Source organism: Clostridiales bacterium, assembly GCA_012512255.1.
Taxonomy (GTDB): domain Bacteria; phylum Bacillota; class Clostridia; order Christensenellales; family DUVY01; genus DUVY01.
In genome coordinates this window covers 1-23,902 of the sequence record JAAZDJ010000059.1, presented here as the reverse complement: position 1 = coordinate 23,902, position 23,902 = coordinate 1, and the positions used below count along the sequence as shown (strand labels likewise).

Sequence of the window (23,902 nt, the reverse complement as noted above, 5' to 3'; positions counted from 1 at the left end):
TATGACATAGAGATCATTAAAACAAGCTTCCAAAAAACCAGCGAAGAAAAAAGCATGGTTATAAGGGTTATAGACGAGGAGCTTATCAAAAAGACAGGCGGGATAGTCCAAGGCATGAGCGGCAGCCCCATAATCCAAAACGGCAAGCTTGTGGGCGCGGTAACCCATGTGTTTATCAACGACCCTACAAAAGGTTTTGGCGTTTATTTGGATTGGATGATTGAGGAATAATGATTTGATTAATTTTATCTTTTTATTACAAATTGCGGCATTAAATTTTATAAAATCTATGGCACAATTTTTTTATGAGCATAGAGCAGCTTATTTACCGTTATTTGCTGTCATTAAGGCTAATGCCCACCCTAAAAGGTTTTCACTATCTCAAAGACGCCATTTTGCTTGTGGTTAATGACGGCGGATTTTGTTCTTTGAAACATTCCATTTACCCTTGGATAGCCAAGACACGAAACACGACGCCGCAAAATGTGGAAAGGAACATAAGCAACGCGATTGACTCGGCGTGGCTAAACGGCAATGTCAATGTCCTAAAAGCCGAATTCGGCGAGACCATTAACGACAATCGGGGCAAGCCGACCAACAAAGAATTTATCTGTTTGGCGGCCGACCGCATAAGACAACTTCTCTAAGTTGTTGGCAAATTTTTCTCTTTTCCCCGTATAAACCCATATCAAAACACAAAGTTATTATCAAGCCCAAACCGCCATATTATATAATATGTTAAAACTTGATTTGGGCGGGTATTTTAGCGAGCATTTTTCCCGCCATTTAAAATTTTATTTGCTGTTTGCGGCATTGGCGATTTTGGGCTTGGTGCTTGGGATAATCAGCGCCAACAATATAAGCGGATTTTTGACCGAAGACAAGATAAAGCTGATTTTTTTCAAAAACATTTATATCAATGTCAATTTTTTTATCGCTTTTTTTGGCAACACCTTTATAATGCTTATTTTGTTTGGCGTCATTATTTTAGTCAATATAAGCGTGTTTTTGTTGCCGCTTGGGTTTGTCTTGATTATTTATAGAGGATATTTGGCGGGGTTTAGCGCGGTCGCTCTTATAAAAATCTATGGCGGAGGCGGCATCGTAAACCTGATTATAATTTTTTTGCCCTTTCAATTGATGCTTATGTTTTTTTTGATAGGCGCTATGGCGGTATGCATGAGGCGGCTGATAAACAACTTTCATTTCGGCGCTTTTTGTTTATTTGGCGTGGAATACAAAATTATGTTCAAGGAACTTATCAATCTTTTTATAGTCTTTGTTATCGTTAATTTTCTATTGTCTTTGATTTGCATGATAATAACCAAAGCCTTTATTATATCTTTTTAAATGTCTTTAGGATTTTAAATACATATTTTAACAATTATGACAAAACCTATATTTAAATACTATTTTTGAGGGTATACTTATGAAAAGAAAAATCACAGCGATAATTTCTTTGATGGTTTTGTCTATTTTAGGGACTTTGTATTTCCTAAAAGGCGGCGCGGTCTTGGCCATAGAAGCTAAAGAACAAAAGAAAGCGCTAAATATCTCCTCCAAAGCCGCCTATGTTTGCGATTATGACACCCAAACGGTTATTTACGCGCGCAATGAAAACGCGCGGCTTCCCATAGCCAGCATGGTCAAGATAATGACCTTAATTTTATGCTACGAGCATCTGGACTCGGGCGCTATGGCCATGGACGACGTAATAACGGCAAGCGAAAACGCCGCGTCTATGGGCGGCTCCCAAGCTTTTTTGGAGGCGCATGGCCAATACAAGATTGAGGACTTGATAAAAAGCATAGTCATGTCGTCGGCCAATGACTCTTGCGTGGCCATGGCGGAACATATATGCGGGTCGGTGGAAGGCTTTGTCCAAAAAATGAACCAAAAAGCCAAAGAGCTTAATTTGCAAAACACCAATTTTGTCAATTGCACGGGGCTTCCCGCCGAGAACTCTTATTCAAGCGCTAAAGACGTAAGCATTATGATGGCCGAGCTTATCAAGCACAAAGAATATTTTTTGCACTCAAGAATTTGGATGGACAAAATTATCCACAAAGGCGGACGCGAAACCGAACTGACCAATACCAACAAATTATCGCGCTTTTATGAGGGCTGCGACGGCGGAAAGACGGGCTACACGACAGAGGCATTGCACTGTCTTTGCGCCACCGCCAAAAGGAACAATTTAAGGCTGATAAGCGCGGTTATAGGCGCGCCTGATAGCAAGACCCGCTTTGCCGAAGTGTCCAAGCTGTTTAATTACGGCTTCGCCAATTATGAAAACAAAATTTTGGTATCTTCCCAAAACCCATTGGAGCAGGGCATAGAAGTGATACGGGGCAAAAAAAAGATTTTGCAGATTAAGCCCGAACAAGACATCGCAATTTTCAAAGCCCGGACGGACGAGCTAAAAAGCATAGAAGTCAAACAAGAAAACTACACGGTAAAAGCCCCCGTCAAAGAGGGCGATATAGTCGGCAAAATTACCCTCGTTTACGACGGCCAGCCATACAAATCAGTCAACATTATCGCCTGCGAAAACATTGACCGAAAAGGCTACAAAGACAACATAAAAGACATGTTCAAACATTGGCATTGAAATTAAATTAAAAAAAGTATAAAGAAATTAAAAATATCAATTTAAAATAATAATGGCCTTACAGATATCCATTATAAAGTTTTTTATTGACGGTAAAATTTTTAGGTTTTTTTAAGAAAAAAATAGCCTACCTAAAAGATTTTGCCAAACAACAGACGGCGGCAAAATATTGCCGCCTTTTTTATTTGACAAACAAATATTACATTATTTATAATTAGTTTGACTATCTAATTAATTTTGGTGTACATATGATGGATTCTTTTGAACAAGAACTTAATAAACTTTTGGTGGATACATACCGTTCAATCTTGAAGGTTGAAGAGAGCACTATCAAAAGTTCTAGGATATTAAATTTATCTATAAATGAAATGCACATGCTAGAGTCAATCGCCAAAAACGAAAAAGGAGTGACCATTTCGGATATAGCCCAAGACCTTGATATTACCTTGCCTTCGGTTACAGTGGCAATCAATAAGCTTCAAAGAAAAGGTTATGTGCAAAAAATCAAAAACTCCGATGACGGCAGAAAGGTTAATGTCGTTTTGACCAAGCTAGGCAAAAAGGTCAACGCCGTTCATCAATATTTTCACGAGCAAATGACCAAAGACATAAGCAGGGAATTTACCAAAGAGGAAAAAAATATCTTACTTAAAGGCGTTTTTAAACTTAACGAATTTTTTAACTCAAAAATTAAAGAGCTGGAGAAGACTAGATGAGTTTTTATATAGCGGGGACAGGCAGCGCCGTTCCCGAACTGACCGTTGATAATTATAGTTTCGCAAAGATACTTGACACCTCGGACGAGTGGATAACCAGCCGCACGGGCATAAAGACACGAAAGTTTATAACCGATGAAAACTTAACCAAAATAGCCTCGCTATCCGCCCAAAACGCTTTGGATAACGCCCAAATATCCAAAGACCAGCTTGACCTTATAATTTGCGCGACTTTGCAGGGGGATTACATAATGCCGAGCTTGGCGTGCATGGTCCAAAAAGAGATAGGCGCCAATTGCCCCGCTTTTGACATCAACGCCGCTTGCACGGGTTTTATATACGCGCTTGATTTGGCCGATTCGTATTTTAAGGCGGGCAAGGCCCAAAACATATTAATTGTTTGCGCCGAGCAAATGTCCAAATTTTTGGATTTTTCGGACAGGAGCACATGCGTGCTGTTTGGCGACGGCGCGGGCGCGGTAGTGTTAAAAAAAGGCGACGGGTTAAAGTATATAGACATAACGGCCCAAGGCGATTTTGAGGACTTGTATATAACGGGCGCACAAAACGGCATTCCGTTTGCGGAAAAAAATATAGAAAATAAGAGCGGATATGTCAAAATGAACGGGCAAAATATTTTCAAATTCGCCGTTTTGACGGTCACCCAAGACATAAAAAAGGCTCTCAAAAAAAACAAATTAAAAAGCCAAGACATAAAATACTATTTATTGCATCAAGCTAACCAAAGGATTTTGGAAACTTCGCAGTCTTTTTTGAGAGAGCCTTCCGACAAGTTTCCCAAAAACCTTCAAACCCTAGGCAACACCTCGGCGGCCAGCATACCTATATTGCTGGACGAGCTTAACAGGGCTAATAAACTATCAAAAGGCGATTTGCTGTTGTTAAGCGCGTTTGGCGGGGGCAAGACCGCTGGGACTGTGATTATACAATGGAGTTATTAATTGATTATTAAAAAATGGAGGAATCAAAAAAATGACATTTAAAAGAGTAGCCGAGCTTTTAGCCGAACACAAGGATTTGAAAATTGAAGACATCAAAGAAGATTCTACCTTTGAATCGTTTGGTTTTGACTCGTTGGATGTGGTTGAGCTAATTATGGTGTTTGAGCAAGAATTTGGCATTAGCCTTACCATGCCGCAAAACCTTAAGACCGTGGGCGACTTAGTGAAACTTATTGACCAGACCAAATAACTATGTTTAACACAAGAGTTTGCCAAATTTTAGGGATAAAATATCCTATTATTCAAGGCGGCATGGCTTGGATAGCGGACGCGCGCCTAGCGAGCGCGGTGTCAAACGCGGGCGGTTTGGGCCTTATAGCTTCCATGAGCGCGGGACCCGATTGGGTGCGCGAGCAAATAAGAACGGCAAAACGGCTAACGGACAAGCCTTTTGGCGTCAATATTATGCTTATGAGCCCTTATGCCGCAGATGTCGCCCAAGTAGTAATAGAAGAAGGCGTAAAAATAGTAACGACAGGCGCGGGCAGCCCCTCGGCTTATATGAAAGATTGGATTAACGCCGGCATTAAGGTTTGTCCCGTGGTCGCGTCGTCCACTTTGGCGGCAATGATGGAAAAAATCGGCGCGGCTTGCGTTATCGTGGAAGGCAGCGAGGCGGGCGGACATATAGGCGACCTTACCACTATGGCTTTGGTCCCTCAAGCGTGCGACAAAGTCAGCATTCCTGTGATAGCCGCGGGCGGAATAGCCGACGGCAGAGGCTTGGCGGCCGCGTTTATGTTGGGCGCGGAAGGCGTCCAAATGGGCACGCGGTTTTTGGTCGCCAAGGAATGCATGATTCACCAAAACTACAAAGACAAGGTAATTCGCGCTAAAGACACCGACACCATTGTTACAGGCAGGCGGGTAGGCCATCCCGTCCGATGCCTAAAGACGCCTTTTTCCAGAGAGTATATCAAAAAAGAAAACAGCCTTGAATGCACCAATGAGGAGATTGGGCAGCTAGGCGCGGGCGCGCTAAGACTCGCCGCGCTTGAAGGCGACGAGGAAAAGGGCTGTTTTATGGCGGGACAAATCGCGGGGCTTGTAACGAAAGAACAGACAGCCCAAGAAATAATAGAAGAAATAATAAATTCAGCCCGAGAAATTTTCAAAAAGGCGAAAAAATGGATAAAAAAATAGCGTTTGTTTTTTCGGGGCAGGGCGCGCAATATCGCGGAATGGGTCAAGAATTATACCGGACCAACCAAAGCGCCCAAAAAGTGTTTGACGCTTTGGAAAAAATTAAGCCGGGTTTAAAAAAAATGTGTTTTGAGGCCGACGAGACCGAGCTTTGTTTGACAATCAACGCCCAGCCATGTTTGTTTGCCGTAAGCCTTGCGGCGGCAGGCGCGTTGGAAGAGTATGGAATAAGGGCGCAGGCTTGCGCGGGCTTTTCTTTGGGCGAACTTTCCGCCATTGTTTACGCCAAGATGCTTGATTTGGAAAGCGGCTTTAGGCTTGTTCTCAAAAGAGCCCAAGCGATGCAAGACTGCGCCGAGCTTTATAAAGGCGGCATGGCTGCGGTAATCGGCCAAGAAAACAGCGCGGTTGAAGACTTATGCGCGAGAATAGGGGTTTTTCCCGTCAACTACAATTGCCCCGGTCAATTAACCATAGCGGGCGACGCCCATAAAATTGACCAGTTTATCGCCACGGCTGCCCAAAAAGGCATAAGGGTTATTAAGCTTGCGGTAAACGGAGCTTTCCATTGCCCGCATATGAATCAAGCGGCGCAAGAAATCAAACAATATCTAGAAAATATAACTATTGGCGATTCCGCGATAGATATTTACTCAAACGCTATAGGTCAAAAATATACAAAGCCTTACGGCGATTTGATATACAGGCAGATTAACAGCCCGGTAAAATGGCAATCAATAATAGAAAAAATGATTGACGACGGCGTCAATATATTCATTGAAGTCGGCGCGGGCAAGACATTGAGCAAGTTTATCAAAAAGATAAATAATTCTGTCCAAATATATAATGTAGAAGACCAAAATTCTTTAAAGGCGGTAACAAATGCTTTATCCTGATGATATAAAAATTTTAAAAGACAAGGTCGCGGTGATAACGGGCGCTTCAAGAGGCATAGGCAAAGCCATAGCCTTAAGCCTTGCCCGTTGCGGCGCTGATATCGCTATAATTGACTGCGGCGGCGCCCAAAAGGCCGAACAAGCCATCGCGGAAATAGAACAATACGGCGTAAAGGCCAAGGCTTATCAATGCGATGTTTCCGATTTTAATAAAACAAGCCAAACGGTTTCCAAAATTTTGGAAGACTTTTTGACCATTGATATATTGGTGAACAACGCCGGCATTACGATTGACAAATTGATTTTGACGATGACCGAAGAGGATTTTGCCAAAGTTTTGGATGTCAATCTAAAAGGCGCGTTTAATATGATCAAACATGTTTGTCCCATAATGGCCAAAAAACGATACGGCAAAATTATCAATATATCTTCGGTCTCGGGGATTATGGGCAATGTCGGCCAAGCTAATTACGCCGCATCCAAGGCGGGCTTGATAGGGCTTAGCAAAACAGTCGCTAAAGAATACGCTTCCCGCAATATCAAATGCAACGCGATAGCGCCCGGGTTTATAAAAACCGATATGACCGACCAGCTTAGCGACAACATAAAAGAACAAGTAATCAACGCCATACCAATGAAAAAAATGGGCGAAACGCAAGATGTGGCTAATTTAGCCGTATTTTTGGCGAGCCCTTATTCGGATTATATAACAGGCGAGGTAATAAAAGTTGACGGAGGATTATGTATCTAAATCCCGAAGGAGATAAAATTATGAGAAGAGTAGTAGTAACCGGGCTGGGAGTTATCTCGCCCGTGGGCAACGATATAAATAGTTTTTGGAACAACCTAATAAACGGCGTATGCGGCATTGGCTATATCACAAGGTTTGATACCTCGGACTATAAAGTTAAAATAGCCGCCGAAGTCAAAGATTTTCACCCCGAAGAATATATGGAAAAAAACGAAATCAAAAGAATGGACCTTTTCGCCCAATACGCCGTCGCCGCTTCTGTTCAGGCTGTAAATATGAGCGACATAAAAGGCAATATAGACCCCGAAAGGTTTGGCGTTTATTTTGGTTCGGGCGTGGGCGGAATTATTTGTTTTTCGGCGGAGCAAACCAAGCTCAACGAAAGCGGGCCAAGCCGCATATCGCCCTTTTTTGTGCCTATGATGATAGCCAACATGGCATCAGCGCATGTCGCCATGAAGCACAACGCCCAAGGCCCTAATCTTCCCGTGGTAACCGCGTGCGCGACATCCAACGACGCTTTGGGCGAGGCTTACAGGGCCATAAAATTTGGGTATGCTGACGCCATAATCACCGGTGGAACGGAAGCGCCCATTACCCCCATAGCCGTCGCCGGCTTTACCAATTGCATGGCGCTAACTACCTGCAACGACATAAAAAGGGCGTCTATTCCGTTTGACCGTATGCGCGACGGCTTTGTAATGGGCGAAGGAGCGGGAGCTTTGGTGCTAGAAGAATACGAGCATGCCAAAGCGCGAAACGCCGCGATTTTAGCCGAGGTTGTGGGATACGCGAACGCTTGCGACGCTTACCATATTACAGCCCCTCATCCCGAGGGCAAGGGCGGCAAAAGAGTGTTAAGGGAGGGCCTTGTCCAAGCGGGCTTTGACCCCAAAAAAGACAAGCTATATATAAACGCGCACGGCACTAGCACGCCCTTAAACGACAGGACGGAAACAGCCGTAATCAAAGATGTTTTGGGCGAGACCGCGTATATCACGGCCATAAGTTCTACCAAGTCAATGACAGGCCATACTTTGGGCGCGGCGGGCGCGATAGAGGCTATCGCCAGCGTAAAAGCGCTGATGCACGGCATAATCCCGCCCACAATTAATTATCAAGAACCCGACCCCGAATGCGACCTTAACTACACCCCTAATCAAGCGCAAAAAGCCAATATCAATTTTGCCGCTTCGCTTTCGCTTGGTTTTGGCGGGCACAACGCTTGCACGGTGTTTAGGAGGGTGTGATATGGAACTGAAAAAAATCAAAGAACTAGCCAAAATATTAAAAGAATACGATCTGAATGTTATAGATATTAGCGAAGGCGACAGCAAAATAAGGCTGGAAAAGAGCGCTAACTGCGCGCCCCAAGAAACGCCGCAGCCTGCAGTGGTTGTGCCGCCGGTAACCGAAGACTCGGCTCCTCAAGAAGTGGACTTTAACGAGATAAAAGAGATTAAATCGCCAATGGTCGGGGTTTTTTATCAGGCGCCTTCGCCCGATAGCCCGCCCTATGTCAAGATAGGCGACAAAATCAAAAAGGGTGATGTTTTGTGCATAATAGAGGCGATGAAATTAATGAACGAAATCGTGGCGGAGTTTGACGGCGAGATAGTGGATATATGCGCCAAAAACGGCGAGATTGTGGAATATGGACAGACTTTGTTCAAAGTATTTTAAAAAAAGAGGGAAAAATGGATAAAGAACAGATCAAAAAAATACTTCCTCATAGGGAGCCTATGCTTTTGGTTGACGAAGTCAAAAAAGAAGGCGAATATTCCGTAGGCAAATACACCGTAAGAGGCGACGAATGGTTTTTAAAAGGGCATTTTCCGAACAACCCCATTGTGCCCGGCGTCATTCTTTGCGAGATGATGGCGCAAAGCTGTTGTCTTTTGATGGACAATGTCATTAACGACAGGATAACTTTGCTATTGAAAATGGACAATGTGAAAATAAAAGACAGCGTCAAGCCCGGCGACACGGTCGTGTTTAAATGCAAATTAATCAACTCAAAAGACCCATTTTATTTCGCGCAGAGCGAAGCTTACAAAAACGGCAAGATTTGCGCAAGCGGAGAATTTTCTTTTGCATTAAAGTAAAAGGAGTTTGGTTTTGTTTCACAAAATTTTGATTGCCAATCGCGGCGAGATAGCCGTCAGGATAATAAGGGCGTGCAAAGAAATGGGCATATCAACGGTCGCGGTATATTCGCAGGCCGACAGGGACGCCTTGCACGCGAGCTTGGCCGACGAAAGCTATTGCATAGGCGGCAACAGGGTAAGCGAAAGCTATCTTAATATAACGGCTATATTATCGGTCGCCGAACTAACGGGCGCAAGCGCCATTCATCCGGGCTATGGCTTGCTGGCGGAAAACGCCAAGTTCGCGTCCTTGTGCGAGAAATGCAATATCAAGTTTATAGGCCCGAGCGCCGAAGTTATAGCCAAGATGGGCGACAAAGACCAAGCCCGCAGCATAATGAAAAAAGCGGGCATACCAATCGTGGAAGGCAGCGACGGCGTTGCCGATGAAAACGAAGCGCTAAAGATTGCCAAAAAAGCGGGCTTCCCCGTGCTTATAAAGGCCCGATGCGGCGGCGGCGGCAAAGGGATAAGGCTTGTAGAAAAAGAAGAAGACTTCAAAAAAGCGTTCGCCTATGCCACGGCCGAAGCCCAAGCCGCTTTTTCGGACGGCGCAGTGTATGTGGAAAAGTTTTTGCATCCCGTAAAACATATAGAAGTCCAGTTAATATGCGACGACTATAACAATATTGTGTGCTTGGGCGAGCGCGATTGTTCAATCCAGCGCAATAACCAAAAAATAATAGAAGAAAGCCCGTCCATATTCTTGGACGCTTATACCCGAAAAAAGATGTTTGATGACGCCATAAACGCCGCCAAAGCGGTCGGATATAGGGGCGTGGGCACGATTGAGTTTTTGGTTGACTCCCAAGGCGATTATTATTTTATGGAAATGAACACAAGGCTTCAGGTAGAGCATCCCGTGACCGAGATGGTTACGGGCATTGACCTTGTCAAGTGGCAAATAAGGGTAGCCGCCGGCAAAGAATTGGCGTTTTCCCAAAAAGATATAAATTTTTTCGGCCATGCCATAGAATGCCGTATAAACGCCGAAAACCCCTACAAAAACTTTATGCCAAGCGCCGGCAAGATTACTCTTTTGCATATACCGGGCGGGCCTTGGGTCAGATTTGACTCGGCGCTGTATCAGGATTATTTCGTGCCGCCTTATTACGATTCCATGATAGGCAAACTTATTGTGCACGCCGCGACGCGCGAGGAAGCCATACGCAAAATGAAAGCTTCCTTATGCGAGCTTGTGATAGAAGGCATAGACCATAACAAAGATTTTTTAATGGACATATTATCGCATCCCAAATTTGAAGACGGGACTTATACCACCGATTTAGTGGCGGGAGGTATAAGATGATAAGACGAAGCCAATTCAAAAAACCGAGAAACAAGCTTGAAGAGTCCGAAATCAGTTTTTATACGCCCAAGATTAAGGACGATTTATGTTGCAATTGCCCTTCATGCAAAAAGATTATTTTTTTGGAAGACCTCAAAAATAATTTGGGCGTTTGTCCTATTTGCTTTAAGCACCTAAAAATCAAGGCAAGGGAAAGGATACAGTATATAACCGATACGGACACTTTTGAGGAGTTTTTCGGAGATCTAAAATCAAATAATATACTTGATTTTCCCGACTACGACCAAAAGCTGAATGCTTCCCAAGAGCAAAGCAGCGAAAACGAGGCCGTAATTACGGGCGTTTGCAAAATCAACGGCATCAAATGTTGCATCTTCGCTATGGAGCCATTTTTTATGATGGGCAGCATGGGCGTGATAGTGGGCGAGAAAATTACGCGCCTTTTTGAATACGCCAGCGAGCATAAACTGTCCGTAATAGGCTTTACCATTTCGGGCGGGGCGAGAATGCAAGAAGGCATGCTATCGCTTATGCAGATGGCAAAAGTCAGCGCGGCGGTCAATAGGCATTCCAAATTAGGCTTGCTGTATCTCGTTGTCTTGTGCGACCCGACGGCTGGCGGCGTTACGGCAAGTTTTGCGATGGGCGCGGATATTATTGCGGCCGAGCCCGAAGCGCTTATTTGTTTTGCAGGCCCTAGGGTGATAGAACAAACAATAAGGCAAAAACTTCCGCCCAATTTTCAAAAAGCCGAATTTTTGCTGGAAAAAGGCTTTGTGGATATCATCGTGCCAAGGCGCGACCAAAAAAAGTTTTTAAGCGATATGTTTGAAATTCATCAGGAGAGAAACGAGGTATGAACGCCTATGAAAGACTGCTAAAAGCCCGAAGTAAAGACAGAGCAACTTTTACGAATTTTTTAAACGCAATTTTTGATAATTTTTACGAGTTTCACGGCGACAGGCGGTTTGGCGACGATCCCGCCGTAATTGGCGGCGTGGCGTTTTTGGACGATTTGCCCGTAACGGTTATAGGCCTTGAGAAAGGAATAGACACCAAAGATAAAATAAAAAGAAACTTTGGCTGCGCTAACCCTGAAGGTTATAGAAAAGCGCTTAGGCTTATGAAACAGGCCGAAAAATTCAAAAGGCCGGTTATTTGTTTTATAGACACCTCTGGGGCCTATTGCGGCATAGGCGCCGAGGAGCGGGGGCAAGGCCAAGCCATAAGCCAAAACCTAATGGAAATGGCTTCTTTGGAATGTCCCGTAATAGCGATAGTCATCGGCGAAGGCGGCAGCGGCGGGGCTTTGGCGCTCTCGTTAGCGGATGAGATATGGATGCTGGAAAACGCCGTTTATTCCGTGATCTCGCCCGAAGGCTGCGCCAGCATATTATGGAAAGACGCAAGACGCGCGCAAGAGGCCGCCGCTTGCCTTAAGATGACAGCCGAGGATTTGTCGGATTTGGGCATAATAGACAAAATTATTCAAGAAAAAGACTTTGACCAAACAGCCAAAGATATAAAAGAATTGCTTTGCCATACCATAAAAAAACTAAAGGGTATGAGCGTAAAAGATTTGCTTAATAATAGATACTTAAAATATCGTAATATGGGGAATAGGTTTATATGATTACATTAATAGTTGATAGCACCGCTTATATTACCAAAAAAGAGGCCTCTGACCTTAACATACGAATCGCGCCCGTTACTTATTATGTTAAAGGTCAGATTTACCACGAGATTTATTCGGATTGCAACGGCGATTTTATAAACCTCCTTAACGCCAACCGCAACTACTGCAAAACATCCCAAACCAATGTCGCCACGTTTTTGAGCGCGTTTGAGGAAGAAATCCGCAAGGGCAATCAGGTGTTGTGCTTGACATTGTCGTCAAGATTGAGCGGAACTTACAGCAGCGCCTCAATCGCCGCAAGAGAACTCAAAAACCCCAATATAATCGTCGTTGATTCTTTGCTTACCGCGGGCGGCTTGTTTTTGTTGGCCAAAGAGGCTGTCAAGATGATAAATTCGGGCCTTGCTTTGCAAGAAATGGTGCCCAGACTAGAAAACGCGCGCAACGAGATAAAAATCTCCTTTACGGTGGACGATATAATGCCGTTGAGGCGCAGCGGAAGGCTGGGCTTGGTAAGGCAGTCCGTAGGCACAATACTCAATATAAAGCCTATCTTAAAACTAGTTGAAGGCTCAATTATTTACGACGGAACGGCGAGGGGCAAAAGCGAGCAAATAAAAATACTGTCCGAAAAAATACCGCCTACCGCCGAAACGGCGATAGTGCATTATATAAGCGATTATAATACCGCCCAAAAACTTGCCGAGCATATCAAAACAAATACGCCTTCGGTCAATGTGTCCCTTAGATTGTTAGGGCCTGTTTTAGGCGTGCATTTGGGCGTGGGCGTAGTAGGCGTGGTGTGGAAATAGGGTTTTATTTTTTGAAACAGCGTTTGCAATAGATAAACTTTTTTAATTGGATAACTTTTTTATTTACAATTTATTTTTCTTATTAGTATTATTACGTATAGTTATAATTAATACTGTATCTAAACTTTGACTTTGCCTAAGTTATATGATATTTTGTTTTTAAATATTTTTATTGAATAAGGGATACCAATGATTACAAACAAAGCTTTTAAGATCAATAATTTAGGGCATTTGGAAATAGGCGGGATAGATTGCGTTGACCTTGCCAAAGAATTCGGCACTCCGCTGTATGTCTTGGACGAGCAATCAATTAGGGATGTCTGCAAAAGATATGTTACGGCGGCCAAAGAATATCCCGATAGCCTAATCTGTTTTGCGTCCAAGGCGCTTTCCGTCAAGGCAATATACAAGATAATACAGTCGGAAAATTTGGGCGCGGATGTTGTAAGCGGCGGCGAGCTGTACACCGCGGCGGCGGCGGGCTTTGACATGGACAAAGTCTATTTTCACGGCAATAACAAAAGCTACGGCGAGCTTGTTATGGCTGTCAAATTGGGCGTTCATTGCATCGTGGTTGACAATTGGGACGAGTTAGAATTGCTAAACCGCGTAAGCCGCGAAAATAATAACGCCAAAATTAATTGCATGGTTCGCGTAAATCCGGGCGTAGAGGCGCACACCCACCATTATATACAAACCTCATTGCCCGATTCAAAATTCGGGTTTTTAATATCGGACGGGACGGCCTTGGAAGCCGCAAAAGCTATTATAGATAGCGATAACTTGGGGTTTTTGGGCATCCATTGCCATATCGGCTCTCAAATATTTGACGACAAGCCTTTTATAGCCGCAATGGATAAGATGACCGATTTTGCCGCCCAAATATATGACAATCTCAAAACGCCCGTTCAAGAGCTTAACATGGGCGGCGGGTTCGGGATACATTATACGCCCGAAGACAATCCTTTGCCTTTTGAGGATTATATATCGCGCTGTATTCAGGCCCTGAAAAAGATGCTCAAGACCAAAAATATCCCGGCGCCTAGACTTATCTTTGAGCCCGGAAGGTCCATAGTTGGCGAGGCGGGCATAACGCTGTATAGCGTAGGTTCTATCAAAGAAATAAAAGGGCTCAAAAAGTATCTAGCCATAGACGGCGGAATGTTTGACAATCCAAGATACGCCCTATACCAAGCCAAATATTCGTGTATTTTGGCAAACAGAGCCGACCAAAAGCCCGAAGAAACAGTAACCATCGCTGGCAAGTGCTGCGAAAGCGGCGACATAATCATAGAAAGCGCCAATTTGCCCAAGGCAAAGCCGGGCGATATTTTGGCCGTGTTTTCAACGGGCGCTTATAACTATTCTATGGCGAGCAACTATAATCGAAACCTTATTCCGCCTATGGTCTTAGTCAATAAAGGCAAGGCCCAATACATCGTCAAGCCCCAAACCTACGAGGATTTAATTTCAAGGGATGTCATCCCCGAATGGTTAAAATAAGCCGTAAATTTTTTACGGCTTTTTTATTTATTATAAGGATTGATTTTTTTTGATTTGCTAAAACAATCGCGTTTGGGTTATAATGCTAATATAGCCTAATAAAAAAAAGTTTTCAGTATCTTTTTATGAAACCACTAAAACCTTAGGGAAATTATATGATAGCTAATATATCTTATCATTTGGCTAGAATCTTGGCATTATTGATCGCGCTTGTGCTTCACGAAATAGCGCACGCCGTTGTGGCGCTGTGGAACGGCGACCCCACCGCAAAAAACGCGGGCAGAATTTCGTTAAATCCCGTGCGGCATTTTGATATGCTGGGTTTATTTATGTTATTGACTTTGCGCTTTGGATACGGCAAACCCGTGCCCATTAATCCTTATAACTTCAGAAATAGGCGGCTGGGCGTCTTTACGGTATCCATAGCGGGCGTTTCGGTCAATCTTTTGCTGTCTTTTATTTCTGCAGGCGTATATGTTCCGCTTTATTATCTTAGCGGCGCGGCGACTATGAATAACGCTTTTATGGGCTTTTTGATAACTTTCTTTTTTTTAATGGTTTTTATAAATATCTTTTTGATGATATTTAATCTTTTGCCTATCTATCCTTTGGACGGATTTAGAGTGGTAGAATCCTTGACCCGTTATAACAATCCTTATGTGGTATTTATGAGAAAATACGGGCTTTATTTGCTTTTGGGCTTGTTTGTGATAAGCTTTTTGGGAGGCTATATATTTCCCGATTTGATTGCCCAATATCCTTTTTTAGACCCCTTATCATATGTCATAACCAATGTGTCGTCTTGGATTGTTAACCCGATTTTAAAGTTTTGGATGTTTATTTGGGGTGTGCGATAATATGCCCGAAATCCTAAAACAAAAAGAAGAATTTATAATATATCGTTTGGACGATTTTGAAGGTCCGCTTGATTTGTTGTTGCATCTTGTAAAAGAAGCCAAAATAGAAATCAAAAATATTTTTGTTTCCAATATAACCGAGCAGTTTTTATCCCATATGGAACAGCTGGAAACCATTGATATGGAAAAAGCGGCGGAATTTGTGGATGTCGCCTCAACATTGGTTGAGATTAAAGTTAAGTCGCTATTGCCTAAGATGGAAGAGTTTATTATAGAAGAGGAAGAAGACCCCAAAGAGCGTCTAATAAAGCAATTGGAAGAATACAATCTTTTCAAAGAAGCCGGAGAAAAACTAAAACAGCAAGAAAATATTTATAGATTTTACAAACAGCCCGACCCCAAGGTCAGCGATTCAAGGGTTGTTTTGAAGTCCATGTCTTTGGGCGGGCTTTTGGACGCTTTTTCGTCAATGCTTCACAAACTTGCCCTGCAAAAACAAGCCGCGATCCCAAAGACAATAATAAAAGACCGTTTTACCGTAGCCGAAAAGATAGACGAAATCAAAGCCATAATAAGCGTCAAAAAAACCATGAGTTTTTTTGAGTTGTTTGAGAGCGATTTTACCAAAAGCGAAATGATTAACACCTTTTTGGCGCTTTTGGAATTATTAAGATTGCGCGTTGTAACATGTTATCAAGCGACTTTATTTGGGGATATAATATTGACATACGCAGGTGAGCAAGATGAAAATTGAAAGGCTTTGCGCTATTATAGAAGCTATTTTGTTTTTGGCGGGAGAGCCCGTAAAAAAAGACGATATAATGTCCAAGCTAAACATCGGCGAAAAACAAATGAACGAAGCTATTGGCTTAATAGAAAAAAAACATTCGGGCGCTTCGGGCATACATTTGCTAAAATTCAATAGCAAACTTCAATTTGCGACCAATCCCGATGTGGCGGACGAGGTATCCGCCGTGCTTAACCCTATCAAAGAAAAAGAGCTTTCGCGCGCTTGTTTAGAAACTTTGGCTATAATAGCCTACAAACAGCCTATAACCAGGTTGGAAGTGGAACAGATAAGGGGCGTCAACAGCGAATATACGTTTTCGGTGCTTAGCCAGCACGGCCTTATACAAGTGGTAGGGCGCAAAGATGTGATAGGCAAGCCTATGCTTTTTGGGACTACTGATGAGTTCTTAAAAAGATTTGGGCTGTCGTCGCTGGAAGACTTGCCTGATTATGAAAAGTTGCTTGAGCGCATTTCAGTCATAGAAAATCCCCAAGACCATATGCTTTACAAATTTGACGACGATTTTGAGTTGCCCGAAGAAGAAATACCCGATTTTTTGAAAGACGAAATAGATAATTAATCATATAAATTTTTGATATAATTTTTATTATTTTTTAGGGCGTATATAAAAGGTATATTTTTCAAAAAATATACAATATGCATCCTTTAATTTATGTTCTAGTAATTTCGCTGATTTTGACATCATTAATGGCGGTAAGGCTTAGAGTCAGGCTTTTAGCGCATTTTGATATCTTATGCGAGCGCAAAGGCTTTTACTCCGTAAGATTTTTCGGCATCCCGCTGTTTTCGGGAATTTTGCAGCTTAAAGGCAATAAGCTGTATTTGACCAACCACAAGGGCAAATCATCCCGAATCAAACTATCCGCGGACGCAACCGACGAAGAATCCATAGTCAACTATTTGGACAACGCTTTTATATCAATAGTTGATATCTTGGATTTGGATTTGTATATGACCGCGGGCAAATCCGACGATATGGCGTTTTCGGCGCTAGCGACCGCCGTCGCGAGAATTATCGCCGCCGTCTTAGTTCAGGCGCTAAAAAACCGCAATCCTAGGATGCAAAGCTCCCAAGGCATAGTAAGCGATTTTGAAAATGACGAGTTTTATATATCTGTCAACAGTATAATAACATTATCCTTTGCAGATATTATTTATAGTTTTATTTACGCCAACAATCGTTCTGTAAAAGCAAAAGAAATAAAATCTTTTAAGGAGAAGGTATATGATTAGCGGATATGAGCATCCGATAGAAAGGCTTATGGCGTCTTCAATGACCAAAATAAAATCATTGGTGGATACCGACACAATCGTAGGCAATCCCGTCAAGACCCCGGACGGCACCGTGATAATACCCGTATCAAAAGTCACTATGGGCTTTGTCACGGGCGGCGGAGAATACAGCGACATCAACAACAACAAAAAAATGGAGACTTTTCCTTTCGCGGGCGGCAGCGGCGGCGGAATAAGCGTATCCCCCATAGGTTTTTTGGTTGATAACGGAAAAACCATTAAGATTATGCCCGTTAACGGCGAAAACGCCTATGACAAGCTATTGGATATAGTGCCTGAGTTGATAGATTCGCTTATTACGGACAGAAGAGAAAAGTCATAAATTTTATGTTCCCGAAATTAATTAATCGGTTTTTGGTTGCATTATTGTTTTTTGCGACTTTGGTTTTATCGGCGCGCCCCGATATACGCCCAAAAGCCATAACTTGCGCGTCTTCAATGGCGTTGATAGAAGTCAACTCAGGCAGGATTATATTCTCCCATAACGCGCACGCAAGGCGCGAGATGGCAAGCACCACTAAGATTCTAACCGCTATTACCGTGATAGAAAATTGCGAAAATTTGGACCAAATCATAAGCGTCCCCAAAGAAGCCGTAGGAATAGAAGGGTCGTCCATATATTTGGCAAGGGGCGAAAAAATCAGTGTCAGGGATTTGCTATATGGGCTTATGCTCCGTTCGGGCAACGACGCGGCAATGGCGTTGGCGATACATACTGCCGGGAGCGTTAACGGCTTTTGCCGATTGATGAACGATACGGCCAAAAAAATAGGCGCGCTCAATTCCAATTTTGTCAATCCGCACGGGCTTCATCATCCCGAGCATTACACGACCGCATACGACCTTGCGATTATAAGCGCTTACGCTATGAAAAACCCCGTATTCAAACAAATCGTTTCAACCAAAGTCCACAAGGCCACTTGGGAAGGCCGCGATTATCCGCGCGTTATGTATAACAAAAACAAAATTCTTTCTATGTATGAAGGCGGCAACGGCATAAAAACGGGATATACCAAAAAGGCCGGACGGTGCTTGGTAAGCTCCGCCCAAAAAGGCAATATGGAAGTTGTTTGCGTGGTGCTCAATTGCGGGCCTATGTTTGAGGAATGCATGCGCATTATGGATATGGCTTTTTCGCAATATCCTATGCGCGAGCTTGTGTCGCCCCAAAAAAGCATGGGAAAACTTCCGACGCTAAGGAGCAAACAAACCGAAATAGATATTGTCGCCGACCAAGAATTTAGTTATCCTTTGAGCGACCAAGAATATAATAATATAAAATACGATGTTGACATACGGACTGTTTTATACGCCCCGATGAAAAAAGGAACGCCGATAGGCAAAGTCAGCGGATATTTGGGCTCAAAAAAACTATTTGAGGTAAAAGCGGTCCTAAAAGACGAATTGGAAGTATTGCCATTTAAGGAAAGATTGGAATATATATTAAGGGCGGAACAACCGGGCCAAGCCCAATAATATTTTTGTCTTTGGCAATTATGGGGTGTCTTGAATTAGGCGTACAAAAATGGTATTATTTTATTATAAGGGAGAATAATGCATGTCGCAATTTATCGATCAATTGGTTTTTATAGGCCAAGTTTTATGCGCTATGGTATTAGGCTCGCTAATCGGCCTTGAGCGCAAATTAAGGGAAAAAGAGGCGGGGCTTAGGACGCACGCTTTAGTGGCAGGCGGCGCTTGTCTTTTGATGATAGTGTCCAAATACGGCTTTTTGGGCAATTTTGATTCCGCCCGCGTCGCCGCCCAGATTGTAACCGGCATAGGTTTTTTGGGCGCAGGCATGATTTTATTCAAAAAGCACTCTATCCACGGGCTCACCACGGCGGCGGGAATTTGGGTAACCGCGGCGATAGGAATGTGCGTGGGCGCCGAGCTATATTATTTGAGCTTAGGCATTACCTTAATAATAGTTATTTTCCAATATGTAATGCGCCTTAACATCAATCCGCTAAGATCAAAAGATTTTATAACATATAAAATAAAATTTTATTCCCAAGACAACGAACAGGAATTAATAAAAGAAATTTTTGGAGCGAAAAATTTCATCCAGTTTAATTTGGAATATGAAGACCAATGCTTGGTATGCACGGGCATTATAAGAAGTCTAAAACTAAAACAAGATAAAGATTTAAAAGACATAATGGAAAAACACAAATTTATTATCAATATAGAAAAAATAATTGAATAAAATTTTATAAGCATAAAATCGGCTTGCCAAATCGGTTTTTCAGGTTTAATATTAATATAAAATCCAAAAACTAAAATAACAATATGAGAATCAATAAATTTTTGGCTTTGTGCGCTGTCGCCTCAAGGCGAAAAAGCGAGCAATTAATTTTGCAAAAAAGAGTTAAAGTCAACGGTCGTATCGTTCAAGATTTGGCGACCGAAATACACCCCCAAAAAGATATAGTTTTAGTGGACGGCAAGCCCGTCCATTTTAAAGAAGATTTTATTTATTTAATGCTCCACAAGCCCAAAGGGTATGTGACCACTACCAGCGACGAGCATAACAGGCCGACCGTAATGGATTTGATCAAAACGCCCGATGGCCGAAGAGTATATCCTGTGGGCAGGTTGGATTATAACACCGAAGGGTTGCTTTTGTTTACCGACGACGGCGATTTGGCCAATATCTTGACCCATCCCAGTTACCAGATAGAAAAAACATATGTCGCCAAAATTAAGGGCGCAATAACTTTGGAAGAAATCAACAAACTGCGCTCGGGCGTTGTAATTGACGGCGCCAAAACAGCGCCTTGCAAAGTTAAGGTGTTAAAAATGGATGAAAAATCCACAAGACTGGAAATTACTATTCATGAGGGACGAAACAGGCAAGTAAGAAAAATGTTAAAGAGCATAGGCAAAGACACGGGGTTTTTAAAGCGGATAAACATAGGCAAAATAAGGTTAGGCGGGCTGAAGCGTGGCAAGTTTAGGCTCCTCAACAAAAGGGAAATAGCCTATCTAAACGAGTTAAAAAAAAGCTAAAGGCAAAAAATAATAATTATAAAAAAATATTTAGCTGCGTTTATCTTTTAACTTTTCCAATTAGTTTTATGAAAGTTGTTTGTTTGCTTGTTATATAATTTTGCTTGATTTATTTGACAAAATCATATATAATACTAAACTGGCGAGGTATTTGGTTTTTTTTTGCCAATAGTGATTTTAGGAGAAAAAATGGACAGAATTAAAGCGCAAAAAGCGAGAAGATTGGACCTTGAAAACGCAAGCCTAAATTCCCGAAGCTTCATAAAATCTATTTTAGATGATATGAGCTTTGTAGAAATGGACACATTTGTCTGTCAAGACGCCGCCGAAGGCGTTCCCCAAGGCGAGGGCGTAATCAGCGGCTTTGGCAGGATTTTGGATAACGAAGTTTTTATTTTTTCCCAAAACATAGATGTGTTAAAAGGCGGCGTAGGCAAACTACACGCGCAAAAAATAGTAAAATGCATTCAAAGGGCGTCCGATGTCAATGTTCCTTTGATATCTATCATTGACACTATGGGCGCGCGGATAGAGGAAGGCTCGGATGTCTTAGAAAGCTATGCCGAAATTTTGGGCGCGGCAAGCAGATTGACCGTTCCGCACATAATGGTGGTAAAATCGGCAAGTTATGGCATGATTTCCGCCTTGGCGGGCATCGCGGACTTTGTCTTTATGGAACAAGACGCGGTAATGGCGTCCACAAGCCCCAAAATTTTGGCGGCTTCCCAAAACACGAACATAAAAGATAAAGAAATTGGCGGCGCCAAAATATGTTTTCAAAACGGTCTAGCGGATTTTATCGGGACAAAAGACCAAATAGCCCAACAAATCAAAAAACTTATTACTTATATTTATAATGACGCCGAAGCTAAAGACGACCTTAACAGAACCTCAAGTATTTTAAACAAAACCAGCAATATACATATCATAATCAAAGAAGTTTTTGACAAAGATTCGTTTATGGAATGCGGCTCGGATTGCGCGCCAAGCGCCGTTTGCGGTTTGGCGCTGTTAGACGGCGTAACGGTAGGCGTAATCGCGCATAACCATAAAGTCAGCAAATATCTTGATCCCAAAGCGCTAAAAAAGATTGCAAAATATGTAAGAGTTTTTGACGGGCTTCATATTCCCGTTATTAATTTTGTCAATAGCTTGGGTTTACAGGCCGATTTGCAAGCCGAGCATAGCGGCATCTTGGATGAGGCAGCAAGCGTTATCTCGGCGTATGCCAATTTTAGCGGCGCTTTAATTTCGGTTATTGTTGGCGCGGCTTCGGGATTTGGATATACGGCTTTCGCTTCCAACGGCATAGGCTATGATTATAAATTGGCTTGGGCAAACGCCGATATATCGGCATTGCCAGTTGAGAGCCTTGCTGTTTTGGAAAAAAGAGAAGAATTTAAAAAAGCCAATTTATCTCAACTAAAAGACAAAGACAGTCAAGAGTTTGACAAGATTATCCAAGATTACAGCGACCAAAAGACGGATGTCTTTTATGCGGCGCGCAAAGGCTATATAGACGAAATCATTGAGCCGGCGTTGACAAGAAGCTATCTTATAGCCGCGCTTGGCATGACGGAGAGATTTTGATATGAACTTATCAAAAATAAAAGACACAAAAAAAGAAGAGCTTTGGGCGGCGATAATAGCCGCGATATATATGTTTTATGAAGATAATGATGGAGTTGTTCCGTTGTTTAAGGTTAAGAGCATAAAAAAAATCAATAGGAGATAACAATGCGTCAATTTAAGATAACCGTAAATGGAAACACATATGAAGTAGCAGTAGAAGAACTAAACGCGTCCAGACCTGTTGTCACATCTTCAAGTACTGCTGTAAATTCAAGCCCTGAGCCTACAAAGGCGAAAGCGCCTCAAAATATATCGGCCAAGGGCGCGCCTGTTAACGTGCCTATGCCCGGAACAATTCTAAAAATTCCCGTAAAAGACGGGGCGACCGTAAAAAAAGGCGATGTAATAGTGGTTTTGGAAGCTATGAAACTTGAAAACGATATTTTCTCGCCCGCGGACGGCGTGGTCAATTTGGCGGTCAGCCAAGGGGCGACCGTGGAGACGGGCGATCTTTTGGCGATAATATCTTAAGAGCTTTTCTAATTAGGAGCAATAAACATGGCAAAAATAAAAATCATGGATACAATATTGCGAGACGCGCATCAATCGCAGGCGGCAACGCGAATGTCTTTTGAGGATATGCTGCCCGCCGCGCCTCTTCTTGACAAAATCGGCTATTACGCTTTGGAAGTATGGGGCGGGGCGACTTTTGATTCCTGCCTTAGATTTTTAAACGAAGACCCTTGGGAGAGGCTCCGAAAATTAAGGGAAGCCTTGCCCAACACCAAACTTCAAATGCTTTTAAGAGGCCAAAACCTTTTGGGATACAAACATTATGCCGACGATGTTGTCGATAAATTTTGCGAATTATCAATAAAAAACGGAATAGACATAATAAGAATTTTTGACGCACTCAACGACCCCCGCAACATAAAAAGGGCGATGGAAGCCACAAAGAAAGCGGGCGGAATAGTGGAAGCCGCGATATCATACACCGTAAGCGAAGTCCATACCAGAGATTATTTCGTAAAGCTAGCCAAAGAATACGAAAACATGGGCGCTGATATAATCTGTATCAAAGACATGGCTAACCTGCTTTTGCCTTACGAGGCTTACGAGCTCGTGAAAGCGCTAAAAGACCAAATACAAGTTCCTATCCATGTGCATACGCATAACACGGCGGGCACGGGCGATATGGTGTATCTCAAGGCTATAGAAGCCGGCTGCGATATCGTGGATACCGCGTTGTCGCCATTTGGCAACGGAACTTCGCAACCAGCGACAGAACCACTGGTAGCCGCCCTCAAAGGCACGCAATACGATACGGGGCTTGATTTGGAGCTATTAAACCAAGCGGCTGAACATTTCCGCAACGTAGCCGATAAACTCAAGAAAAAGGGCGTAATAAGCCCCAATGTTTTGTCGGTGGATATAAAAGCGCTTATCTATCAAGTGCCGGGCGGAATGCTGTCCAACCTTATCAGCCAATTAAAACAGCAAGGCGCTTTAGAAAAATTAAACGAAGTTTTGGCTGAGGTCCCGCGCGTAAGAGCGGACTTTGGCTATCCGCCTTTGGTAACCCCGTCCAGCCAGATTATAGGGACGCAAGCCGTTTTGAATGTTTTGTCCGGCGAAAGATACAAAATGGTAACCAAAGAATCCAAGGACATGCTCTCGGGCGCTTACGGCAGGTTGCCAATGCCGCCTAATCCGAAGGTTGTCAAGAAAGTTATCGGCGACCAAAAAATCATAGAACATAGACCGGCGGACGATATCGCGCCCGAGCTGGAAAAATATAAGGAACAATGCGC

General features: G+C 43.0%; 30 protein-coding genes. All 30 read left to right on the top strand.

From position 1 onward, the window contains the following. Positions 1 to 231: SpoIVB peptidase (locus GX756_03205; protein NLC16867.1), on the top strand; the 231-nt coding region annotated here is incomplete at its 5' end. A gap of 74 nt (positions 232 to 305) precedes the next feature. Further along, positions 306 to 647: a hypothetical protein gene (locus GX756_03200; protein NLC16866.1), complete on the top strand. Its 342-nt coding sequence runs from the start codon at positions 306 to 308 to the stop codon at positions 645 to 647. 88 nt (positions 648 to 735) lie between these two features. Further along, positions 736 to 1,350 carry a hypothetical protein gene (locus GX756_03195; GenBank protein NLC16865.1) on the top strand — a complete coding sequence of 205 codons (615 nt, stop codon included), beginning with the start codon at positions 736 to 738 and terminating at the stop codon, positions 1,348 to 1,350. Between the two features lie 79 nt (positions 1,351 to 1,429). After that, positions 1,430 to 2,611 carry a D-alanyl-D-alanine carboxypeptidase gene (locus tag GX756_03190; GenBank protein NLC16864.1) on the top strand — a complete coding sequence of 394 codons (1,182 nt, stop codon included), beginning with the start codon at positions 1,430 to 1,432 and terminating at the stop codon, positions 2,609 to 2,611. 248 nt (positions 2,612 to 2,859) lie between these two features. Further along, entirely contained in the window at positions 2,860 to 3,327 is a 468-nt protein-coding gene (locus GX756_03185) for a MarR family transcriptional regulator (GenBank protein ID NLC16863.1), read from the top strand. Further along, positions 3,324 to 4,289: a ketoacyl-ACP synthase III gene (locus GX756_03180; protein NLC16862.1), complete on the top strand. Its 966-nt coding sequence runs from the start codon at positions 3,324 to 3,326 to the stop codon at positions 4,287 to 4,289. The genes GX756_03185 and GX756_03180 overlap by 4 nt, the downstream gene beginning before the upstream one ends. Positions 4,290 to 4,320: 31 nt before the next feature. After that, positions 4,321 to 4,539, top strand: a complete 219-nt coding sequence (locus tag GX756_03175) for an acyl carrier protein (GenBank protein ID NLC16861.1) — start codon at positions 4,321 to 4,323, stop codon at positions 4,537 to 4,539. Between the two features lie 2 nt (positions 4,540 to 4,541). Further along, a complete protein-coding gene (gene fabK, locus GX756_03170) occupies positions 4,542 to 5,492 on the top strand; it encodes an enoyl-[acyl-carrier-protein] reductase FabK (GenBank protein NLC16860.1) in 951 nt (316 codons plus the stop codon). Beyond that, positions 5,477 to 6,388, top strand: a complete 912-nt coding sequence (locus GX756_03165) for an ACP S-malonyltransferase (GenBank protein ID NLC16859.1) — start codon at positions 5,477 to 5,479, stop codon at positions 6,386 to 6,388. Before fabK ends, GX756_03165 begins: the two co-directional genes overlap by 16 nt. Continuing rightward, the gene (gene fabG / locus GX756_03160) at positions 6,375 to 7,139 is read left to right on the top strand and encodes a 3-oxoacyl-[acyl-carrier-protein] reductase (GenBank protein NLC16858.1); all 765 of its coding nucleotides are present in this window, start codon (positions 6,375 to 6,377) and stop codon (positions 7,137 to 7,139) included. The genes GX756_03165 and fabG overlap by 14 nt, the downstream gene beginning before the upstream one ends. A 17-nt stretch (positions 7,140 to 7,156) precedes the next feature. Then, positions 7,157 to 8,389: a beta-ketoacyl-ACP synthase II gene (gene fabF / locus GX756_03155; protein NLC16857.1), complete on the top strand. Its 1,233-nt coding sequence runs from the start codon at positions 7,157 to 7,159 to the stop codon at positions 8,387 to 8,389. 1 nt (position 8,390) lies between these two features. Further along, positions 8,391 to 8,822 (top strand): acetyl-CoA carboxylase biotin carboxyl carrier protein, encoded by a 432-nt coding sequence (gene accB / locus GX756_03150; protein ID NLC16856.1) that lies wholly within the window; start codon positions 8,391 to 8,393, stop codon positions 8,820 to 8,822. 14 nt (positions 8,823 to 8,836) lie between these two features. Continuing rightward, the gene (locus GX756_03145) at positions 8,837 to 9,244 is read left to right on the top strand and encodes a beta-hydroxyacyl-ACP dehydratase (protein NLC16855.1); all 408 of its coding nucleotides are present in this window, start codon (positions 8,837 to 8,839) and stop codon (positions 9,242 to 9,244) included. Between the two features lie 13 nt (positions 9,245 to 9,257). Continuing rightward, entirely contained in the window at positions 9,258 to 10,595 is a 1,338-nt protein-coding gene (gene accC / locus GX756_03140) for an acetyl-CoA carboxylase biotin carboxylase subunit (GenBank protein ID NLC16854.1), read from the top strand. Next, positions 10,592 to 11,455 (top strand): acetyl-CoA carboxylase carboxyltransferase subunit beta, encoded by an 864-nt coding sequence (locus tag GX756_03135; protein NLC16853.1) that lies wholly within the window; start codon positions 10,592 to 10,594, stop codon positions 11,453 to 11,455. Before accC ends, GX756_03135 begins: the two co-directional genes overlap by 4 nt. Beyond that, positions 11,452 to 12,228 (top strand): acetyl-CoA carboxylase carboxyltransferase subunit alpha, encoded by a 777-nt coding sequence (locus GX756_03130; protein NLC16852.1) that lies wholly within the window; start codon positions 11,452 to 11,454, stop codon positions 12,226 to 12,228. The genes GX756_03135 and GX756_03130 overlap by 4 nt, the downstream gene beginning before the upstream one ends. Continuing rightward, complete coding sequence (locus GX756_03125; GenBank protein NLC16851.1) at positions 12,225 to 13,043, top strand: DegV family protein; 819 nt, start codon at positions 12,225 to 12,227, stop codon at positions 13,041 to 13,043. The genes GX756_03130 and GX756_03125 overlap by 4 nt, the downstream gene beginning before the upstream one ends. Positions 13,044 to 13,232: 189 nt before the next feature. Then, positions 13,233 to 14,546 carry a diaminopimelate decarboxylase gene (lysA, locus tag GX756_03120; GenBank protein ID NLC16850.1) on the top strand — a complete coding sequence of 438 codons (1,314 nt, stop codon included), beginning with the start codon at positions 13,233 to 13,235 and terminating at the stop codon, positions 14,544 to 14,546. 155 nt (positions 14,547 to 14,701) lie between these two features. Next, positions 14,702 to 15,403 (top strand): site-2 protease family protein, encoded by a 702-nt coding sequence (locus GX756_03115; GenBank protein ID NLC16849.1) that lies wholly within the window; start codon positions 14,702 to 14,704, stop codon positions 15,401 to 15,403. Further along, positions 15,393 to 16,157 (top strand): segregation/condensation protein A, encoded by a 765-nt coding sequence (locus tag GX756_03110; protein ID NLC16848.1) that lies wholly within the window; start codon positions 15,393 to 15,395, stop codon positions 16,155 to 16,157. Before GX756_03115 ends, GX756_03110 begins: the two co-directional genes overlap by 11 nt. Further along, positions 16,147 to 16,773, top strand: coding sequence for an SMC-Scp complex subunit ScpB (gene scpB / locus GX756_03105; GenBank protein ID NLC16847.1), 627 nt, complete (start codon positions 16,147 to 16,149; stop codon positions 16,771 to 16,773). The genes GX756_03110 and scpB overlap by 11 nt, the downstream gene beginning before the upstream one ends. A gap of 77 nt (positions 16,774 to 16,850) precedes the next feature. Beyond that, positions 16,851 to 17,447 carry a hypothetical protein gene (locus tag GX756_03100; protein ID NLC16846.1) on the top strand — a complete coding sequence of 199 codons (597 nt, stop codon included), beginning with the start codon at positions 16,851 to 16,853 and terminating at the stop codon, positions 17,445 to 17,447. Beyond that, positions 17,440 to 17,829 (top strand): sporulation protein YtfJ, encoded by a 390-nt coding sequence (gene ytfJ / locus GX756_03095; GenBank protein ID NLC16845.1) that lies wholly within the window; start codon positions 17,440 to 17,442, stop codon positions 17,827 to 17,829. Before GX756_03100 ends, ytfJ begins: the two co-directional genes overlap by 8 nt. A 5-nt stretch (positions 17,830 to 17,834) precedes the next feature. Next, complete coding sequence (locus GX756_03090) at positions 17,835 to 18,983, top strand: D-alanyl-D-alanine carboxypeptidase (protein ID NLC16844.1); 1,149 nt, start codon at positions 17,835 to 17,837, stop codon at positions 18,981 to 18,983. 82 nt (positions 18,984 to 19,065) lie between these two features. Further along, entirely contained in the window at positions 19,066 to 19,716 is a 651-nt protein-coding gene (locus GX756_03085) for an MgtC/SapB family protein (protein ID NLC16843.1), read from the top strand. Positions 19,717 to 19,799: 83 nt separating this feature from the next. Beyond that, entirely contained in the window at positions 19,800 to 20,519 is a 720-nt protein-coding gene (locus GX756_03080; protein ID NLC16842.1) for an rRNA pseudouridine synthase, read from the top strand. A gap of 189 nt (positions 20,520 to 20,708) precedes the next feature. Next, positions 20,709 to 22,109, top strand: coding sequence for a hypothetical protein (locus GX756_03075; GenBank protein NLC16841.1), 1,401 nt, complete (start codon positions 20,709 to 20,711; stop codon positions 22,107 to 22,109). A 1-nt stretch (position 22,110) separates the two neighbouring features. After that, positions 22,111 to 22,254, top strand: a complete 144-nt coding sequence (locus GX756_03070; protein ID NLC16840.1) for a hypothetical protein — start codon at positions 22,111 to 22,113, stop codon at positions 22,252 to 22,254. A 2-nt stretch (positions 22,255 to 22,256) separates the two neighbouring features. Then, the gene (locus GX756_03065; protein NLC16839.1) at positions 22,257 to 22,622 is read left to right on the top strand and encodes a biotin/lipoyl-binding protein; all 366 of its coding nucleotides are present in this window, start codon (positions 22,257 to 22,259) and stop codon (positions 22,620 to 22,622) included. A gap of 27 nt (positions 22,623 to 22,649) precedes the next feature. Continuing rightward, positions 22,650 to 23,902 (top strand): pyruvate carboxylase subunit B (locus GX756_03060; GenBank protein NLC16838.1); only part of this gene is annotated, 1,253 nt, incomplete at its 3' end.

Excerpts from the sequence above, each read along its gene's own strand:
- GX756_03065 (NLC16839.1), top strand. The coding sequence starts at position 22,257 with ATGCGTCAATTTAAGATAACCGTAAATGGAAACACATATGAAGTAGCA.
- GX756_03075 (NLC16841.1), top strand. The coding sequence starts at position 20,709 with ATGGACAGAATTAAAGCGCAAAAAGCGAGAAGATTGGACCTTGAAAAC.
- fabG (NLC16858.1), top strand. The coding sequence starts at position 6,375 with ATGCTTTATCCTGATGATATAAAAATTTTAAAAGACAAGGTCGCGGTG.
- GX756_03165 (NLC16859.1), top strand. The coding sequence starts at position 5,477 with ATGGATAAAAAAATAGCGTTTGTTTTTTCGGGGCAGGGCGCGCAATAT.
- GX756_03180 (NLC16862.1), top strand. The coding sequence starts at position 3,324 with ATGAGTTTTTATATAGCGGGGACAGGCAGCGCCGTTCCCGAACTGACC.
- GX756_03080 (NLC16842.1), top strand. The coding sequence starts at position 19,800 with ATGAGAATCAATAAATTTTTGGCTTTGTGCGCTGTCGCCTCAAGGCGA.
- accB (NLC16856.1), top strand. The coding sequence starts at position 8,391 with ATGGAACTGAAAAAAATCAAAGAACTAGCCAAAATATTAAAAGAATAC.
- GX756_03090 (NLC16844.1), top strand. The coding sequence starts at position 17,835 with ATGTTCCCGAAATTAATTAATCGGTTTTTGGTTGCATTATTGTTTTTT.
- GX756_03130 (NLC16852.1), top strand. The coding sequence starts at position 11,452 with ATGAACGCCTATGAAAGACTGCTAAAAGCCCGAAGTAAAGACAGAGCA.
- scpB (NLC16847.1), top strand. The coding sequence starts at position 16,147 with ATGAAAATTGAAAGGCTTTGCGCTATTATAGAAGCTATTTTGTTTTTG.
- GX756_03195 (NLC16865.1), top strand. The coding sequence starts at position 736 with ATGTTAAAACTTGATTTGGGCGGGTATTTTAGCGAGCATTTTTCCCGC.
- GX756_03070 (NLC16840.1), top strand. The coding sequence starts at position 22,111 with ATGAACTTATCAAAAATAAAAGACACAAAAAAAGAAGAGCTTTGGGCG.
- ytfJ (NLC16845.1), top strand. The coding sequence starts at position 17,440 with ATGATTAGCGGATATGAGCATCCGATAGAAAGGCTTATGGCGTCTTCA.
- GX756_03145 (NLC16855.1), top strand. The coding sequence starts at position 8,837 with ATGGATAAAGAACAGATCAAAAAAATACTTCCTCATAGGGAGCCTATG.
- GX756_03085 (NLC16843.1), top strand. The coding sequence starts at position 19,066 with ATGTCGCAATTTATCGATCAATTGGTTTTTATAGGCCAAGTTTTATGC.
- GX756_03190 (NLC16864.1), top strand. The coding sequence starts at position 1,430 with ATGAAAAGAAAAATCACAGCGATAATTTCTTTGATGGTTTTGTCTATT.
- lysA (NLC16850.1), top strand. The coding sequence starts at position 13,233 with ATGATTACAAACAAAGCTTTTAAGATCAATAATTTAGGGCATTTGGAA.
- GX756_03135 (NLC16853.1), top strand. The coding sequence starts at position 10,592 with ATGATAAGACGAAGCCAATTCAAAAAACCGAGAAACAAGCTTGAAGAG.
- GX756_03200 (NLC16866.1), top strand. The coding sequence starts at position 306 with ATGAGCATAGAGCAGCTTATTTACCGTTATTTGCTGTCATTAAGGCTA.
- GX756_03100 (NLC16846.1), top strand. The coding sequence starts at position 16,851 with ATGCATCCTTTAATTTATGTTCTAGTAATTTCGCTGATTTTGACATCA.
- GX756_03125 (NLC16851.1), top strand. The coding sequence starts at position 12,225 with ATGATTACATTAATAGTTGATAGCACCGCTTATATTACCAAAAAAGAG.
- fabK (NLC16860.1), top strand. The coding sequence starts at position 4,542 with ATGTTTAACACAAGAGTTTGCCAAATTTTAGGGATAAAATATCCTATT.
- GX756_03115 (NLC16849.1), top strand. The coding sequence starts at position 14,702 with ATGATAGCTAATATATCTTATCATTTGGCTAGAATCTTGGCATTATTG.
- GX756_03185 (NLC16863.1), top strand. The coding sequence starts at position 2,860 with ATGATGGATTCTTTTGAACAAGAACTTAATAAACTTTTGGTGGATACA.
- GX756_03175 (NLC16861.1), top strand. The coding sequence starts at position 4,321 with ATGACATTTAAAAGAGTAGCCGAGCTTTTAGCCGAACACAAGGATTTG.